At 66.8% G+C, this 16,199-nt stretch carries 14 protein-coding genes, 1 tRNA gene and 1 other RNA gene; 6 read left to right on the top strand and 10 right to left on the bottom strand.

Annotation, left to right across the window (positions count from 1 at the left end; translation table 11 throughout):
• The first annotated feature begins 40 nt into the window (after positions 1–40).
• Positions 41–1,417, top strand: a complete 1,377-nt coding sequence (gene cca, locus J0X25_RS27425) for a CCA tRNA nucleotidyltransferase (RefSeq protein ID WP_207290705.1) — start codon at positions 41–43, stop codon at positions 1,415–1,417.
• Between the two features lie 163 nt (positions 1,418–1,580).
• On the opposite strand, the gene J0X25_RS27420 is transcribed toward cca, so the two are convergent.
• From J0X25_RS27420 to J0X25_RS27400, 5 genes are all read right to left on the bottom strand, one after another.
• Positions 1,581–1,940, bottom strand: coding sequence for a DUF7344 domain-containing protein (locus J0X25_RS27420; protein WP_207290704.1), 360 nt, complete (start codon positions 1,938–1,940; stop codon positions 1,581–1,583).
• Positions 1,941–2,030: 90 nt separating this feature from the next.
• On the bottom strand, positions 2,031–2,699 hold the full coding sequence (locus J0X25_RS27415; protein ID WP_207290703.1) for a helix-turn-helix domain-containing protein: 669 nt from the start codon (positions 2,697–2,699) through the stop codon (positions 2,031–2,033).
• 108 nt (positions 2,700–2,807) lie between these two features.
• Complete coding sequence (locus J0X25_RS27410; RefSeq protein WP_207290702.1) at positions 2,808–3,836, bottom strand: histone deacetylase family protein; 1,029 nt, start codon at positions 3,834–3,836, stop codon at positions 2,808–2,810.
• A gap of 1 nt (position 3,837) precedes the next feature.
• Entirely contained in the window at positions 3,838–4,269 is a 432-nt protein-coding gene (locus J0X25_RS27405; RefSeq protein ID WP_207290701.1) for a histone family protein, read from the bottom strand.
• A gap of 66 nt (positions 4,270–4,335) precedes the next feature.
• Positions 4,336–5,817, bottom strand: a complete 1,482-nt coding sequence (locus J0X25_RS27400) for a single-stranded DNA binding protein (RefSeq protein WP_207290700.1) — start codon at positions 5,815–5,817, stop codon at positions 4,336–4,338.
• 330 nt (positions 5,818–6,147) lie between these two features.
• Here J0X25_RS27400 and J0X25_RS27395 point away from each other — a divergent pair.
• Positions 6,148–6,220: transfer RNA gene (locus tag J0X25_RS27395), tRNA-Arg, on the top strand.
• A gap of 405 nt (positions 6,221–6,625) precedes the next feature.
• Here the strand turns inward: J0X25_RS27395 and rnpB are convergent.
• An RNA gene (rnpB, locus tag J0X25_RS27390) (RNase P RNA component) lies at positions 6,626–7,073 on the bottom strand.
• 247 nt (positions 7,074–7,320) lie between these two features.
• On the opposite strand from rnpB, the gene J0X25_RS27385 reads away from it, so the two are divergent.
• Positions 7,321–7,920: a TIGR00296 family protein gene (locus tag J0X25_RS27385; RefSeq protein WP_207290699.1), complete on the top strand. Its 600-nt coding sequence runs from the start codon at positions 7,321–7,323 to the stop codon at positions 7,918–7,920.
• A gap of 152 nt (positions 7,921–8,072) precedes the next feature.
• On the opposite strand, the gene J0X25_RS27380 is transcribed toward J0X25_RS27385, so the two are convergent.
• Genes J0X25_RS27380 through J0X25_RS27370 form a run of 3 tightly spaced genes read right to left on the bottom strand, consistent with a single transcriptional unit; the run spans position 8,073 to position 12,470 of the window.
• Positions 8,073–9,233 (bottom strand): nicotinate phosphoribosyltransferase, encoded by a 1,161-nt coding sequence (locus J0X25_RS27380; RefSeq protein WP_207290698.1) that lies wholly within the window; start codon positions 9,231–9,233, stop codon positions 8,073–8,075.
• A 30-nt stretch (positions 9,234–9,263) separates the two neighbouring features.
• The gene (locus J0X25_RS27375) at positions 9,264–10,739 is read right to left on the bottom strand and encodes an Hvo_1808 family surface protein (RefSeq protein ID WP_207290697.1); all 1,476 of its coding nucleotides are present in this window, start codon (positions 10,737–10,739) and stop codon (positions 9,264–9,266) included.
• A 39-nt stretch (positions 10,740–10,778) separates the two neighbouring features.
• Positions 10,779–12,470 carry an Hvo_1808 family surface protein gene (locus tag J0X25_RS27370; protein WP_207290696.1) on the bottom strand — a complete coding sequence of 564 codons (1,692 nt, stop codon included), beginning with the start codon at positions 12,468–12,470 and terminating at the stop codon, positions 10,779–10,781.
• A gap of 193 nt (positions 12,471–12,663) precedes the next feature.
• On the opposite strand from J0X25_RS27370, the gene J0X25_RS27365 reads away from it, so the two are divergent.
• Positions 12,664–13,242, top strand: a complete 579-nt coding sequence (locus J0X25_RS27365; protein WP_207290695.1) for a cysteine hydrolase family protein — start codon at positions 12,664–12,666, stop codon at positions 13,240–13,242.
• Positions 13,243–13,414: 172 nt separating this feature from the next.
• Complete coding sequence (locus J0X25_RS27360; protein ID WP_207290694.1) at positions 13,415–13,576, top strand: hypothetical protein; 162 nt, start codon at positions 13,415–13,417, stop codon at positions 13,574–13,576.
• A gap of 101 nt (positions 13,577–13,677) precedes the next feature.
• Here the strand turns inward: J0X25_RS27360 and J0X25_RS27355 are convergent, their stop codons facing one another.
• Positions 13,678–14,163, bottom strand: a complete 486-nt coding sequence (locus J0X25_RS27355; protein ID WP_207290693.1) for a PaaI family thioesterase — start codon at positions 14,161–14,163, stop codon at positions 13,678–13,680.
• Between the two features lie 366 nt (positions 14,164–14,529).
• On the opposite strand from J0X25_RS27355, the gene J0X25_RS27350 reads away from it, so the two are divergent.
• Positions 14,530–15,966 (top strand): serpin family protein, encoded by a 1,437-nt coding sequence (locus J0X25_RS27350; protein ID WP_207290692.1) that lies wholly within the window; start codon positions 14,530–14,532, stop codon positions 15,964–15,966.
• The last annotated feature ends 233 nt before the right edge of the window (positions 15,967–16,199 follow it).

The raw sequence follows: 16,199 nt of genomic DNA, 5'->3' as shown, positions 1-16,199 counted from the left end.
TTCGATACCCTTTCACGCAACGCTCGAGTACCCCCACACGATGAGCGAAGAGGAGGGCGACGACGAGGAGGACCTCGAGGCGGTCCTCGCCGATGTCCGAGCACGGATCGAACCCGACGACGAAGAACGCCGGCGGCTCCGCGCGGTCGCCGACCGACTGACCGAGCGCGCCGCGGACGCCGCGACCGACCTGTGCGACGACGCCGACGTCCTGCAGGTCGGCTCCACCGCCAGAGACACCTGGATCAGCGGCGATCGCGACATCGACGTCTTCGTCCGCTTCCCGCCGGACCTCGAGCGCGAAACGCTCGAGCGATACGGCCTCGAGGTCGGCCACGTGACGCTCCCGGAGGGCCACGAAGAGTACGCCGAACACCCCTACGTCAAGGGGACCGTCGAGGGGTTCGACGTCGACGTCGTCCCCTGCTTTCGCCTCGAGTCCGCCACCGAGATCCGCTCGGCGGTCGACCGCACGCCCTTCCACACCGAGTACCTCCAGCGGCGACTCGACGACGACCTCGCCAGCGACGTGCGCCTCGCCAAGCAGTTCCTGAAGGGGATCGGCGCCTACGGCAGCGACCTCCGGACGCGGGGCTTTAGCGGCTACCTCACCGAATTGCTCGTGCTCGAGTACGGCGGCTTCCGCGAACTGCTCGCGGCCGCGGGCGACTGGCAGCTGCCGGTCGAACTCGATCCCGAAGACCACGGACAGGAGACGTTCGACGATCCGCTGGTCGTCATCGACCCGACGGACCCCGAGCGAAACGTCGCCGCCGTCTGTGCGCCCGAAAACGTCGCCCGCCTCCAGCACTACGCCCGCACGTTCCTCGCGGAGCCCCGACTCGAGGTGTTCGAACCCGACGAACCCGAGCCACTCACGGAAAACGAGTTCAAGGAGCACCTCGAGCGGCGCGGGACGACGCCGGTCGCGATCCGGTTCGACGCGCCCGATCTCGTCGAGGACCAGCTCTATCCCCAGCTTCGGAAGTCCCTCGACGGCATCACGACCGGGCTCGACGATCGCGGTTTCGACGTCTTCCGCGCGACGGCGTTCGCGGACGACACCGCGGTGATCCTCGCCGAACTCGCGGTCGCGGAGCGCCCCGCCGTCGAGCGCCACGACGGGCCGCCGATCCACGTCCGTAGCCACGCGGAGGGATTCTACGAGGCCTACGCCGGCGATCCCGACGCCTACGGCCCCTTCATCGACGGCGACCGGTACGTTACCGAGCGACCCCGCGAGTTCACGACCGCCCGGGCATTCCTCGAGAGCGACCGCCTGTTCGACGTCGGCCTCGGCGCCCACGTCGAGACGGCCCTCGCAGCGGCGTACGAGGTACTGGTCGGCGACGAGATCGCGGCGCTGTGCGGGGAGTTCGGGTGGGAGCTGCGGCGGTACTTCGAACCGCGACCCTGAGTCGGACTCGAGCGCCGGCCGCGGACGGATCGACGTCGCGAGACGTCCGACCACGAATTTCTGCTACTGAAGTGGAGGCGTGCCTAGTGACCGTCGTCTCTGTTCTGCACGTGACTGAACGTACTCGAAGGACTACGTCATTCAAAGATGACTGTGAACACTCTCACAGCGCGACTAGTGGGTCAAGAACGGGATCAGCGTCAATAATGGCTGACAACTGGGGTTGCAACTGATCGAGTCGGGACGTTGGTTCTACCAGTTTGCGTTCCTGATCGTATTCGACGAGCGATTGGTCCGCTAACTTCGGGATATGCACGTGGTGCAGTTCCAGCCGAATCCGCCTCGATTCTTCGCTGGAAATCTCTCTCAGCGGAGTGTGGTGATTGTGTTTGATGATCGTCTTCGTGAGATCGTTCACCGTTAGCGATCGTTTCTCGCTCGCGAGTACTGCGAGGACGATGCGACGGTGTTGCTCTTGACACAATTCGAGAAGCGTATCGAACTCGGCGGAAGTCCCAACCATGAACGAATAAATAGACCCCTTGCGGAAGAGGTGAAGGGCTGTATAGTACTACTTTCGTCAGTAGCGGCCGAACGTTCCGTTGTTGATGAACTAGTCGTTCTCCTCGTCTGGATGGCTGATCGTCAACGTGCTCGTGATGAGATTGCTGTATGCAGCTCGAAATCGATTTGAAAGTGTCTGTTGCGCAACCCCCAGTTGTTCCGCCAGTTCCCGCATCGTTACCGCGCGTGGGACCTCATAGTACCCTGCTTCGAGCGCAGTTACCAGTGTCTCCCGTTGCGTCGGCGTGAGATCGTACTGGGCGCTCGCCATCGGCTGTTCCTGTTCCTGAGTTCGATTGAGTTCGAACGAAATATCGTTGTCGTTACAATATTCTTGAAATTCAGAGAGCGCGTCCTGACTGTCGAATCGCATTCGTAATTCCCAGTCCTCCGCTTTACCGACTGCTTGCATGAGCGTCGCCCCGAGCTCGACGTATGCATAGATGATAGTCTGGACGTTTTCCGTCCACTCGGCTCGATACAATTTCGCTCCCTCTACTTCGTCGATAACGGCGATGTTTGTCACGGATTCATCCTCCTGAAACGCAGCTTCAAATTCCGCGTGATCACCACCACTCACCCAGAAATAGGGCATAATCCGGTCTTCCATCGTCGCCACGACCTGTTCGATCTCGACGATCATCTGCGGAGCCGCTGTGAGTGCGTGATTCAGAGCGAGGTCATCCGATTTGACGGAAAACTCGGCGATAATGCTCATACCGCTGGTTAGTGGTCGAGCACAATAAGTCACGATCAGCACGTACTCGCTGAAGTGAAGGGGAGTCAGCGTCCGCCGACTGCCGGGATTTGAACGAAAACCGAGCCGTCAGCCGTCGACGTCCAGATCCAGTCCGTGCGCGTCGGCCACGTCCTCGAGCGCCGACTCGGCCTTCTCGCCGCAGTCGGACTCGGGTTCGACCGGTTCGCGGCCGTCGAAGGTCTCGTGGACGATGGCGACGCTGTCCGCGAGGACGTCCAGTCCGTAGCCGCCCTCGAGGATGAAGGCGAGGGCGGCGTCGGTCTCGTCGGCCAGCGTCCGGAAGCGGTCGGTCATCAGGGCGTAAGCCTCCGTCGAAAGCCGAATGCGCGAGATCGGATCGTGGCGATGGGCGTCGAACCCGGCGCTGATCAGGAGCAGGTCAGGGTCGTAGTCGGTCAGCGCCTGCGTGATCGGTCCTTCGACGGCCGCGAGGTACTCCCGGTCGTCCGTCCCGGCGGGCATGGGGACGTTCATCGTCCGCCCCTCGCCCGCCCCCTCGCCGGTCTCGTCGACGGCGCCGGTACCCGGGTAGAGGCCCTGTTCATGCAACGAGACGAAGAAGACGTCGTCGCGCTCGTAGAAGATGTCCTGCGTGCCGTTGCCGTGGTGGACGTCCCAGTCGACGATGGCGACCCGGTCGACGTCGTACGCGTCCGAATCCAGCGCGTGCTGGGCGGCGACCGCGACGTTGTTGACGAAGCAAAACCCCATCGCGTCGTCGTAGACGGCGTGGTGGCCCGGCGGCCGGCCGATCGAGAAGGGGGTCCGGCGGCCGGTCGCCCCCTCGAGGGCCGCCTCGACGGCCCAGCAGGCGAGGCCGGCGCTGTGGCAGATCGCGTCCCAGGTCTCCTCGACGGCGGTCGTATCCGGGTCCCAGTTCCCGCCGCCGTCGGCGCAGAAGTCGCGGACGGACTCGACGTACGCCCGCTCGTGGACGGCCGCCATCCGGTCGAGATCGCAGGGGTCGGCCTCGACGTACTCGACGCCGTGTTTCTTCTTCAGTCGCTCCCGAATCGCCCGTAGCCGGTCCGGCGTCTCGGGGTGGCGCGAACCGGGATCGTGTGCGAGACAGATCTCGCTGTAGCCGAACTGCATTTCACTCGAACAACGAGAAGTACGTCTCGATGTCGTCGTCGGTGATCGTTCGGCGGTCGGCGTGGTGGGCGAGGGTCGCGGCCGCCCGGGCGACATTGTCCGCGTAGTCCTCGAGAATGTCCGCGAGGGCGACGCGGGCGTCCATCGAGACGCGATATCGGTCGTCGATTTCGAGCCTGGCGATGCGGTCGACGGGGGCGACCGGCAGTTCGAGGTCGTCCTTGTCGACGACCGTTTCGACCCCGAAATCCTCGGCCATCAGGGTCTTGCGACCGTCCGCCGTCGCCTCCTCGGCGGCGTCGATCGCGAGTTCGCTCCCGTGTTCCTGGATCCGTGTCGCGAGTTCCCTCGACGCGTCGGCACTCACCCGAAGATCGCCCGCGTTCCGCCGGATAATCGTGTCCACCGGGGCGAACGGGAGTTCGACGTTCATACCATGCTAGGCGGAGCAAAGTCCCTTAACGCTTTTCCTAGGCGCCCGATGAGGTTGCTCGCGGCGTCAGAACACGTCGTTTGCCTCGAGGCGCCCGTCGCGGACGACCCCGCGGGCGGTCACCTCCTCGCCGAGGCCGACGTCGACGTCGGTCGCGACGCTCATCGTCGTCTCGCCGTCGTCGAGGACGACGGGGTCGCCGGCCTGGACGACGACGCCGGTGAACTCGAGTTCCTCGCCGTCGGACGGGTCGTCGGTGTCGGCGTCGGCATCGGCGCTGGTTTCGGCTCCGGCGGCGTCGCCGGCGTCGTCGCTCGAGACGCCGCGCTCCCCGGTTTCGTCCGCGTCGGAACCGGCGTCGTCACCGGCGAAGGCCGACAGGCCGGCGTTCTGGTCGCTCGCGCCGCCCGCGTCGGCCTCGCTGGCGTCCGCAGTACGCTCCGCGTCCGACTCGAGAACCGTGACCGTCGACTGCCACCCCGCGGAGGCCTCGAGGTCGTCCTGCCAGCCGTCCTGAATCTCGACGTCGCCCAGCGCGACCTCGTCGCCCGGGCCGACATCGATGTCGGCCTTCTCGCCCCACATCGCCACCCGGATATCGCCGGTCGCGTCCTGAACGCGGATGTTGCGGACCTGCCCCTCGGAGCCGTCGTCGCGGTCGAACGTGCGCTTCGGGTCCGCGGAGCGGACGACGCCCGCGATGTCGACCGTCTGGTCGATCTCGAGGTCCTCGATTGGCGTGCTCTCGGGGACGTACTCGACCTCTTCGTCGACTTCCTCGACGGCGCCGCGGTTGCCGACGTGGAGTTCGAGGGTTCCGTCGCGTTCCTTGACGTAGCCGTCGACCACCTCGACCGTCTCGCCGGGGTCGAACTCGGTGGCGAGGTCGGCCTGTTCGTCCCACAGCGTCACACGGATGCGGCCGGTTTCGTCGCCGACCACGAGGTTCGAGACCTTCCCCTCGGAGCCGTCGTCGCGGTCGAACGTGCGGACGCTGTCGGTGTCGAGCACGAGCCCGACGAGGTTGACGTTCGAGAGGCCCAGCGAGAGCGCCTCGACGGTGTACGTGTCCGAGACCTGAACGTCGATCTCGACGTCGTCGTCGGGTTCGACGTCGTCGACGCTGACTTCGACGCCGGAGAAGCCCTCCTTGGGGCGGCCCTTGATTCGCAGCACCTGTCCTTCCTCGAGTTCCTCGACGGCGGCTTCGGCGTGGTCGTCCCAGAAGGCGGCCCGGACGGAGCCGGTCTCGTCGGCGACCTCGACGTTGGCGACGCGGCCGTCCTCGTCCTCGCCGTCGCGTTCGAACGTCCGAATCTCACCGATACTGGTGACTTTGGCGAGGAACTTCACCTCCTCCATGCCCGGTTCGATGTCCGCGATGCCGCCGACCTCGCTCTCGCCGACTTCGTGAGCGACGAGCATCGCCGCCGTCTCCTCGTCCGCGAGTCCCCCCATCTGCTCGACTTTCGCCTCGACGGCCTCGCGAAACTCCTCGAGGGAGACGTCGGCCTCGAGGTCCTCGTACACGCCCTCGATGTCGCTCATTCTATGTTCGTGCATGAGTAGGTCGCGCATAAGCGTTGTTCATTCGGTGTCCAGCTGCGCCGCTGGGTTCGACGCGCTGGCCGACGAGTCGCAGCGGATCAGCCGGTTTCGCGGTCGGAGCGGCGACGGCGTCGACCCGCGTCTCGGCGGGTCTCGAGGGACGGATCATGCTTCCCCTGGTCGCGGTCCAGTATATAAACCTGCGCCTCGCGTCTTCCGCCGTGGCGGCCTCACTACCGCCCGGTAGCCAGCGGTCGTGAGGGAAATTGTCGTACAGCGGCGGGTAACTTTCGAAAGTGCTTTATTGTCCACGCGGATATGAAGAGATGAGTCCTGATAGGGTAGTGGACTATCCTCTTGGCTTGCGGAGCCAGGGACCGGAGTTCAAATCTCCGTCAGGACGTTTCTCTGCAGCACAACACCGTGAGCGTAGCGAGCGGTCTGTGCTGCAGGAAATTCCCCGGAGATTTGAGCAGACGAGTCGCAGCCCGGGAGCGAACGTAGTGAGCGACCCGGAACGTCTCGGCGTGTTCAAATCTCCGTCAGGACGCTCACTTGTTGCGAGTGCTTCGCGTTGCTCAGCACTCGCTATTGCGTTCGGTCCTGACGTGCCCAACGCTCGCTATCGCTCGCGTTGGACTCCGTCAGGACGCATTTTCGTGGCAAATTTGCGAGTGTCGCCAAAGGCTGTCGACTGCAGCGGACGAACACCGTTCTCGAGCCACTCCCTTCGAGGACTCCATCGCAGACGAACTCGAGCGTGCTGTGCTAGACGGGTATTTGGAGTCGCCACTCGAGGTACAAAATCGGGTGAGAGGAGTAAGCCCCCTTCTGTTCGTCCCGGCATTCGGCTGAGCGTCCGCGCCGTCCGCGGCGGCGCCGCGGGGCGTTCGGGCTACCACGGCGCGGACTTGCACCGGTGAGGGTTCGCCGTTCCATCGATCCTCGGCCGTCCGTGTGCGGTCGATCGCGACGAGCGCGATCTGTGGATTCGAACCACGATTTCGCGACCGCAATCCTCTGCGGGTCAACTCCCCTTCCTCTCGGTCGGGTTCGCGCGCATCATCGGTCGGGCCGAGACGTGTCGTTTCTGTTCCAGAGCCAGCGGTCTCCCGCTCCGGACTTGCGTCCGGTCACCTGCCCGAACAGGTGGGGGGACTTTCCTCGCGGGCGTGATGCATCCCGAAGGGATGGATCACGTTACGAGCGTGGCGCATCTCGGAGAGATGGGCCACGTTAGGAGCGTTGCCCGTCCCTCCGGGACGCGCAACGGTAATGCGTGATGCGTCCCGAAGGGACGGATCACGTTAGAGCGTGGGGCGACTCGAAGAGTCGGCCCACGTTGAACGAACGCGTCGTCGCCGACGCGCCCGCCGCGGCAGCCAGGCTCTCTCTCCCACCCGAAATAGGGACGTGCGCCGAATAAGTCTCCCGGTTAGGGGTTAAAAAGCGCGCAGTAGGGAATGGAAGCGCTTTAGGACGACTATTCCCATGTACATCTGTATGTCCCAGCGACAGGGCGTCGAACTCTCCTACGAAGACGGTGCTCGCGCGGTCGAACTCGCGCGGGAAGCCGTCGAGTCTTTCGTACAACACGGGCAGCGAGAACAACCGGGCAGCATGCGCGAGGTCTTCTACGAACGAACCGGCGCGTTCGTCCGCCTCGAGTCGACCCGCGGCCGGGGTAGCCTCCGCGGCTGTGCCGGCGGCTACCGTTCGGGCGAACAACTCGGTCACGTCATCGTCGACGCGGCGATCGAAGCCGCGAGCGAGGACTCCTGTGGCTCCGAAGTGAAACCGTCGGAGCTGCCGAACCTCACCGTCTCGGTGTGTGCCGTCCGGAACGTCATCCTGACGGACGATCCGCTTGCGGATCTCGAGCTCGGGAAACACGGCGTCGCCATCGACGGCGGCGAGGGCGGCTGGCTCTATCCGACGGTGCCCGTCGAGAACGGCTGGAGCGAGCGGGAGTACCTCGAGCGCACCTGCCGGAAGGCGAAACTCGCGCCGAACGCCTGGCAGGACGACGACGTCGTCGTCACGCTGTTCGACGGCCAGGTCTTCCGCGAGCGCGCCGCCGACGGGAGCGTCGAAGAGCTGTAAGCGGGCCGAACGTGGGGAGGGATCGATCGACGCCGGTACTCGCGTAACACCGGTCGGAGTGGGGTTTCTGCAGTCGCGTCACAGTCGATAGCGTCGGCCGTAGTCGGACGACTCACGGCGCCGTGGAGGCGAAGCCCGACGCGGGCCACAGATCACTCGTTTGATTGTTCGAATCCGACCGCGTCGGCGTCGACCAGACACCGTTCGCTGGCCTCGTCGAGGTCGAACTCCCGGACGATTTCGCCGTCGCGAATCAGCGGCTCGAGCAGCGACTCGCTCCCTTCGGGCCCCTCGCGGTCGGCAAGCGCGACGTGGTGGCCGCCGTCAGGCGTCCGGTAGACGTCCTTGACGCCCGAGAGCTTGCCCCGCTTCGAGATCGGCTCCCCTTCTAGTTCGACGATGTCGAGGCTGAAGTCCACCGAATCGGCGCCGGTAATGTGGCTGCCGACGCCGAAGCCGTCGGCGACGTCGCGCAGGGGCCGGATGGTCTCGGGGGTGAGGCCGCCGCTGCAGAAGATGTCGACGTCCTCGTAGTCCCGGGCGTCGAGCTCCCAGCGCACCTCGCGGATGATGTGGGGGAAGTCGCCCCGCCGCGACCCCGTGGTGTCGATACGAACGCCGTCGAGGTCCTCGCCCAGCGTCTCGGCGGCCAGCAGGCTCTCGCTCTTCTCGTCCCAGAAGGTGTCGACCAGCGCGATCCGCGGCACGTCCTCGTCGACGGCCTCGTGGAAGGCCCGCCACGCGTCGTCCTGATTGCCCTCGCCGAAGCAGAACATGAGCGCGTGCGGCATCGTCCCGCCCGGTTCGCGCTCGAGGATGTCGCCCGCCGCGACGTGGGAGAAGCCGTCCAGCCCCGCGAGCAGGGCGGCGCGTTCGACCGTCGCCGCGATCGACGGGTGGACGTGGCGCGCACCGAAGGAGAGCACCAGCGAGTCGGGCGCCGCCAGCCGCACCTCGAGGGCGGCCGTCGCGAAGCCGCTGGGCTGAGAGAGAAATCCCAGCAGCGAGGTCTCGAGTTCGGCGAACTCGAGGTACGGCCCCTCGACGCGCAGGACGGGGCCGCCGTCGAACAGCTGACCGTCTGGCAGGGCGTCGACGTCGACGTCCCGTCCCTCGAACAGCGTCGCGACGTCTTTCACGCCGGTGAAGACGTCGAACGAGCCGGTGGGAAACTGGTCGGCGGTCACCTCGGCGACCACGCGAGGGTTTTTCTCGGCGTGCTCGAGGGTGGCGCGGGTGCGCTCGAAGTAGGCGTCGGTCGCGCGTCCCTCGAGAATCGCTTCCGCTGGGACGGTACCGAACGGATTTGACATATCGACGGTTTCCCGGGGGAAGTACAAAAGCTACCCGTCTGCGGGCGTCGTCGCGGCCGGCGGCGCAGGAGACGACGATAGCGGCGCGGGAGACGACGCCGGTAGCGTCGGCGTCGTTGCAGGGGTGCGCCCGAGCGAGGACGACGGCGTCTCCGACCCGTGAATCGCCTCGAGGCCGGCGACCGTCGGCGCACCGACGATCGTGACGGCGTCCCCGTCGACGGTCAGGCGGTAGGCCCCGGCGAAGGGGCGGCCGTCGGCGATCCGATAGACGCCGTCGGCGCTCGCGTTCGCGTCGTCGACCGGCGTCGCCCCGCGGTTCGCGAGCACGGTTCGGTAGGCGTCGGCGAACGCGGCGGCGTCGGCATCGCTCTGCCAGGCGAGTGTCCAGACGTGGCCGGTTCGATTGCCGTCGTCCCCGCGGTAGACCCGAATCGTATCGCCGGCCCAGCCGTCGGTCGCCGGATGGCTGTAGTTGTACGGCGACAGGTCGGTCCCGCCCTCGAGCAGCGATCGGTCGACGGCGCCGTTGGCCCACAGCGAGGCGAACAGGGTCGCCTCGCCGACCGTCTCCGTGCGGGGGTCGCCGTCGGGGCCGATCGGCTCCCAGTCGTCGCTCGAGCGGTCGCTGATCGCGACGTCGGCCGGGCGGTCGTCGGGGTAGCGCTCGGGGTGGAGCAGTTGACTGGTGCTCGCCGGTCGCTCGTCGTGGGCGCGGTCGACGGCCGCCCAGTCGCCGCGCTCGCGGAGGGCGTCGACGAACGTCGGTCCCTCGGCGTACGGCGCGTAAATCGAGAGGAACAGGCCGACGTTGAACGACTCGCCGGGAGCGACCTCGCCCGCCGGCCGCTCGTAGTCGGGGAGACACTGCCACGCCTCGCCGCAGCGCCGATCGTACAGGTGGGGGACGTAGCTCGCCTCGCCCTCGATCAGTCCGAGTTCGGCCCGCCGGACGTCGATGGTCCCGCCGTTTCTGGCGAGGCCGAAGTGTTGATCCTGAAGCGCGTGGACCAGTTCGTGGACGAGCGTCGCGCGATCGATCCGGATTTCGTCGGCGTCGTCGGCGACGATGACGATCCGGTCGTTGACGTAGTAGCCCACCACCGAGCCGCCGTAGAGGTCGTCCATCGCCCGGTTGACGTCCGTCTCGCCGTCGACGACGAACGCGCCGCGCCAGACTTCGTTCGCGAACGGCGACGCGGCCTCCGACCCGCCGCGCCGGTCCCGGTACTCCGCGCGGGAGATCACCTCGAGGTCGACGTCGCGTTCGAACTTCAGCCCGCGGACGACCTCGATTCTGGCCATCGAGCGATACTTGACGGCCTCGAGTTGGGACTCGGTGAGGCCGTCGCCGGCGTCGAACTCGAACTCGTCGTCGTGGGCGTAATCGCCGACGGAGCCGAGTTCGCGGTCGGTATCGAAGTGGTTGGACGAACCGGGGAGGGTACACCCCGAGAGGACGACCAGTCCGATCAGGGCGAACAGCGCGAGACGGCTGCGGTGCATCAGCCACCGGTTTCGATGGCGGGGTCAAAGGTGCGTCGGTCAGGCTCGCCCGCGGTCGCAGCCGAGTGCGCCCGGATCGGGAGCGGCGGTTTCGGAACCGGGCTCCCAGTCGGCGGCGGCCCGCGCACGGACGACGACCGCGGTGACGACGATCGCGACCGCCGCTCCGGCGCCGGGGGCAGCGAAGCCGCCCGCGATGGTGTCGTCGTTCACATCGTCGTTCACAGCGGCGTTCGCATCGTCGTCGTCATCACTCACGTTAACGCGCTCGATGGTATCCTCGCCCTCGGGGGCGGCGCCGTCGCGGATCCCGTCGAGTTGCTCGACGGTGGGGGCACGCACGATCGTGACGGTCTCCCCGTCGCGCTCTATGGCGTACGCCCCGGGGAACTCGTCGTCGATCACGTACGTGTCCCGTCTGTCGTCGACGGCCTCGGCGTCGTGTCCCTCGAGCAGTTCGAGGTAGCCGCTGGCGAACTGTCGGGCGTGATCGCTCGAACGCCACTCGGTCTGCCAGACGTAGCCGGCGTCGGCGGCGGTCGCGTTCGCCCCGGCGTCGGCGTCGACGTAGGTGACCAGTTCGTCGCCGGCCCAGCCGTTCGTGTACGGCTGGTCGTAGTCGTACGTCGTCGGATCGTCGCCGAGCAGCGCGTCCCTGTCGATCACCGACGAGTCCCTCGAGGCCAGCGAGTCGGCGGCGAACATCGCGACCATCGCCGCCTCGCCGGCCCGTTCGGTCGCGACCGTGCCGTTGATCTCGAGGCGCTCCCAGGCGTCGCTCGAGCGGTCGGGAACCGACACGTCGGCGGGCTCGCGCTCCTCGTGGTGAATCACCGTCGACGAACTCGGCGGCGGCTCGTCGTAGGCGGCGTCGACCGCCGCCCAGCCGTCGCCGGCCTCGCGCAGGGAGTCGACGTAATCGGGGCCGTCGCTGTAGGGCTGGTAGAGCGTGAGATAGATCCCCCAGTTGAGCTGGGTCGGGCCGTCCGACTGCGCGTCGCCCGGACGGAGGCAGTCCCACTCGTCCCCGCAGCGCCGCTCGTACTCGACGTCGACCCGGGCGGCGTCGCCTTCGACGAGTCCGTTCACGGCGTTCTCCTGATCGATGGTCCCCCGCTCGAACGACCTGAGACCGAACCGCTGGTCCTGGAGTGCGTGGACCAGTTCGTGCCCGAGCACGACCTCGTTCAGTTCGGGGTTCTCGGGCGTCTCCGAGACGATGACGATCCGGCCGTCGACGTAGTAGCCCTCGACGGTCCCGCCGTACATCGACTCGAGTTCGGCCGTCGCGTCGGTCTCGCGGTCGACCATGAACAGCGCCTCGTAGGTGACGTTGTTCGCGACTCGCTCCTCCTCGGTCAGGGAGACGAAGACGTCACCGTGGTCCTCCTGAAACTCCTCGCGGGAGATGACCTCGACCGGAACGTCGGCCTCGAAGGTCGCGTTCCGGATCTCCTCGACCCGGGCCATGGAGCGATAGACGACCGCCTCGAGTTCGTCGTCCTCGACGACGGCGTCGTCGCTCTCGTCGACGGGGAGGTCGTCGTCGGCCCAGTAGCCCTCGACGTAGCCGACGGTGCCTTCGGTGGTCGGGTCGTCGGGGCGGTCGGGCTGGGCGGGCGACTCGTCCGAGGAGAGCGGTGGAACGGCGCCGCTGGCGACGATCACGATCATCGCGACCGCAACGGTCGCGGCGAGGGCGACGGCGACTCGCGTCGGTGGGGACCTCATGAGACGTGGATACCGTTCCGTTCGGCATCGGATGCAAAAAGACCGCGGATCCGAACGGTTCGAGCCGCGGACCGACCCAGAAGACGCGACCGGAGGTTACGCTCGCGGTCGCGCGGTCGCGGACGGTTCCGCGCGGTCGGGAACGGTTCACCCTGTCGCGAACGTTTTTACGACGGCGTTCGTAGCAGTACGTATGCATCTCGAGCCCGACAGCACGGCGGTCGTGGTCGTGGACATGCAAAACGGCTTCTGCCACCCCGACGGCTCGCTGTACGCGCCGGGCAGCGAAACCGTCGTCGAGCCGATTTCCCGGCTCGTCGACCGGGCCCGCGACGCCGGAGCCCAGGTGATCTACACGCGAGACGTCCACCCGCCGGAACAGTTCGACGACGCCCACTACTACGACGAGTTCGACCAGTGGGGCGAGCACGTCCTCGAGGGATCGTGGGACGCCGAAATCGTCGCGGAACTCACCGTCGAGGACGAGGACCACGTCGTCGAGAAACACACCTACGACGCGTTCTACAACACCGAACTCGAGGGGTGGCTGAACGCCCGCGGGATCGACGATCTGGCGATCTGTGGCACCCTCGCCAACGTCTGCGTGCTCCACACCGGCGGCAGCGCGGGACTGCGGGACTTCCGGCCGCTCATGGTCGAGGACTGCATCGGCGCCATCGAGGACGACCACAAGGAGTACGCCGTCGACCACGCCGGCTGGCTCTTCGGCGAGGTCGTCGAGAGCGACGACCTCGAGTTCGGCGCCGACTGAGCCGTCCCGTCGTCGATCCGCGGGCGGAGGGCGGCCGACTCGAGTCGAGGGCCAGCGGCGAGCGCGGCGGGCGCGAAGTGAGAGCGTTTTCAATGGCTGCGTGCGAACGGGACGATATGGAGTCCCCACAGCCCGCCGGACTCGAGTCGACGCTTCGAACGGGTGATCGCGCGTGAACGCTCGCCGAATGCGCTCGATGTACGTCCTCGGCATCGCCCTGAACGGCGTCGCGCTCGTCTACGCGGCGATGGACGGCTCGCTGCTGTTCGCGGTCACGTTCGGCATCGTCATGCTCTACCTCGGCGTTCGCTACTGGATGGTCTCGAGCGCCTGAGTACGACAGGAGCCCCGTCTTCACAGTGCGGCGGGGCCGACGCGACACCGATACCGGACTCGAGCGTGGGCCTCTCGAAAAACGGATTCCGGCGAACGGGCTCACTCCGGCCGGAAGATACGGTAGGCGCCCTGTCCGGTCGCGACCGCTTTGGTCTCGCCGTCCGGGGTCGTGCTCTCGACGGTGATCTCGCTGACGCCGACGCTGCCGCCGACCCGGATCACGTCGGCCGTCGCCGACAGGTCGCCCGTCGCGGGCCGGAGGTAGTTGACGTTCAGGTTGATCGTCGCGATCTGGACGTCGAACGCCTCCTCCATCTCGGTGCGAAGCGCCAGTCCGCCGGCCGTGTCGATCAGCGTCGCGGCGATGCCGCCGTGGATGTCCCCCCGCTCGTCCGGCCCGGCGTCCGGCCGCGTGTTGCTCAGCTTTTCGTCGTAGGGAATCGAGAGCGTCATCGTTCCCCGGCCGACGTCGTCGACTCGCGTCCCGATCCACGAGAGGAACTCCTGATGTTCGTCGATGAAGTGCTGCAGCATCTCCTCGAGCGTGTCGAACTCCTCGAACATCGTCCGCATGTCGTCGGCCATGTGGTCCCCTCACCCACCGACGCTCTTTATCGCTGTGTTTCCCGACCCACACGTTGTCGACTGTTGTTTCAGTCCGCGTGGCGGTGGCGCGCGCTGATCCGCGGCGAACGAACAGTGAGACGCGGATCGGAGATGTGCGAGGGATGAGCGAACGAAGTGAGCGAATCGGCTGGGGAGGGTGTGGAAATCCCCGTTGCCACGCGAGCAACTCGTTCACGTTCCCGACGACCACTCTCGAGCCAACGACCACTCTCGATCTAACAACCACTCTCAATTCGACGAACAGAGCCGCATTCACCGACGCAAACTCAAAGATCGATTTCAGCCTGGGGAAAGCGTTTATCCGCTCCGCACGGTGAATCGAGTATGACCGCTGACAGACGCACCGTCCTGGCGCTGACCGGCGCCCTGCTGGCCGGCGTCACCGCCGGCTGTACGGGCGCCGCGACCGACCCGGACGAGTCCGGCAACGGCGACGGAAACGGCGGCGACAATGGACCCGCCGACGGCGATCTCTTCGACGGCGAGGCGCCCGACTTCCCGCAACTGGATCTCACCACCGACCCCGACCTCGAGCCCGCGCGTCTCGCCGCGCAGGTGCGGGGCAACGTCGCCGTCTCGTTCGACCTCCTCGCGCAACTTCGCGACGACGCGCCCGACGAGAACCTGTTCTTCTCGCCGTACAGCGTCTCGGTCGCGCTGGCGATGACCTACGCCGGCGCGCGGGGCGAGACCGCGACCGAGATGGCCGACGCGCTTCGGTACGACCTCGAGGGCGAGGACCTCCACGCCGCCTTCGCCGCGCTCGAGGGCGAGTTCGCCCAGCGGAACGAAGACGGCCAGACCGTCGAGGCGCCCGGCGGGGCGAACGACGGCTCCGGGGACGACGACGACGCCGGCGCCGAGGACGACCTCGGCTTTCAGCTCTCGAGCGCCAACGCCGTCTGGCGCGACGAGGGGTACGCCTTCGACGACGGGTACGTCGAGTTGCTCGAGGCCTACTACGAGGCCGGCCAGCACCTCGCCGACTTCAGGGGCAGTCCCGAGGCGGCACGCGAGGAGATCAACGCGTGGGTCGCGGAGCGGACGAACGACCGGATCGAGGACCTCCTGCCGGCCGACTCGGTCGACGAATCGACCCGGCTCGTCCTCACGAACGCGGTCTACTTCCTCGCCGCCTGGGAGCACGACTTCGACCCCGCGAACACCGAGCCGGCGACGTTCACGAGCCTCGACGGGAGCGAGACCGAGGTCCGGACGATGCACCAGACCCAGCGACTCCAGTACGCCGCGGTCGACGGGCACCAGCTGGTGGAACTCCCCTACGCCAACGAGGACACGAGCATGGTCGTCGTGCTCCCTGCCGAGGGCGAGTTCGAGTCCGTCGAGGCCGCGTTCGGCGTCGACGATCTGGCGATCATGCTCGAGGAGGCGACTCGAGCGGAGGTCGAACTCGCGTTCCCGAAGTTCGGGATCGAGTCGAAGTTCAGCCTCGTCGAGGTCATGCAGGACCTCGGCGTGACGACGGCGTTCGACGGGAACGCCGACTTCAGCGGGATGGTCGAAGGAGACGACAGCGATCTGTTCGTCGACGACATCGTCCACCAGAGCTTCCTCGAGGTCGACGAGGAGGGAACCGAGGCGGCCGCCGCGACGGGCGTCGTGATGGCGGAAACCGCCGTCCCCGAACGGGTCGAACTGACCGTCGACCGGCCGTTCCTCTTCTACATCCGCGACCGACCGACCGAAACGCCGCTGTTCCTCGGCCGCGTCGTCGACGGCGAGACGCTGCAGGACGACTAGATCCGGCTCTTTATCGCATCCGTCTATCCGCCGTGCGGTGGCGCGCGCTGTTCCGCGGCGAACGGATAGTGAGCCGCGGAATAGTGCCGTGCGAGGGATGAGCGAGTGAGCACCGCGAACGAGCGAATCGGCTGGGGAGGGCGTGGCTATCCCTAGCCGCCAGACGAGCAGAACACGGTTCCCCCTCCGACCTCCGTTCGGTTTTGTCGTCCCGTCCACAGTTATTTCGGATA

The sequence above is a fragment of the Haloterrigena alkaliphila genome, assembly GCF_017352155.2.
Classification (GTDB): domain Archaea; phylum Halobacteriota; class Halobacteria; order Halobacteriales; family Natrialbaceae; genus Haloterrigena; species Haloterrigena alkaliphila.
The sequence above is the reverse complement of the archived record's forward strand: the minus strand, read 5'-3'. Positions and strand labels throughout refer to the sequence as shown.

Coding starts and splice junctions, on each gene's coding strand:
- cca (WP_207290705.1), top strand. CDS start 41: ATGAGCGAAGAGGAGGGCGACGACGAGGAGGACCTCGAGGCGGTCCTC.
- J0X25_RS27420 (WP_207290704.1), bottom strand. CDS start 1,940: ATGGTTGGGACTTCCGCCGAGTTCGATACGCTTCTCGAATTGTGTCAA.
- J0X25_RS27415 (WP_207290703.1), bottom strand. CDS start 2,699: ATGAGCATTATCGCCGAGTTTTCCGTCAAATCGGATGACCTCGCTCTG.
- J0X25_RS27410 (WP_207290702.1), bottom strand. CDS start 3,836: ATGCAGTTCGGCTACAGCGAGATCTGTCTCGCACACGATCCCGGTTCG.
- J0X25_RS27405 (WP_207290701.1), bottom strand. CDS start 4,269: ATGAACGTCGAACTCCCGTTCGCCCCGGTGGACACGATTATCCGGCGG.
- J0X25_RS27400 (WP_207290700.1), bottom strand. CDS start 5,817: ATGAGCGACATCGAGGGCGTGTACGAGGACCTCGAGGCCGACGTCTCC.
- J0X25_RS27385 (WP_207290699.1), top strand. CDS start 7,321: ATGTCCCAGCGACAGGGCGTCGAACTCTCCTACGAAGACGGTGCTCGC.
- J0X25_RS27380 (WP_207290698.1), bottom strand. CDS start 9,233: ATGTCAAATCCGTTCGGTACCGTCCCAGCGGAAGCGATTCTCGAGGGA.
- J0X25_RS27375 (WP_207290697.1), bottom strand. CDS start 10,739: ATGCACCGCAGCCGTCTCGCGCTGTTCGCCCTGATCGGACTGGTCGTC.
- J0X25_RS27370 (WP_207290696.1), bottom strand. CDS start 12,470: ATGAGGTCCCCACCGACGCGAGTCGCCGTCGCCCTCGCCGCGACCGTT.
- J0X25_RS27365 (WP_207290695.1), top strand. CDS start 12,664: ATGCATCTCGAGCCCGACAGCACGGCGGTCGTGGTCGTGGACATGCAA.
- J0X25_RS27355 (WP_207290693.1), bottom strand. CDS start 14,163: ATGGCCGACGACATGCGGACGATGTTCGAGGAGTTCGACACGCTCGAG.
- J0X25_RS27350 (WP_207290692.1), top strand. CDS start 14,530: ATGACCGCTGACAGACGCACCGTCCTGGCGCTGACCGGCGCCCTGCTG.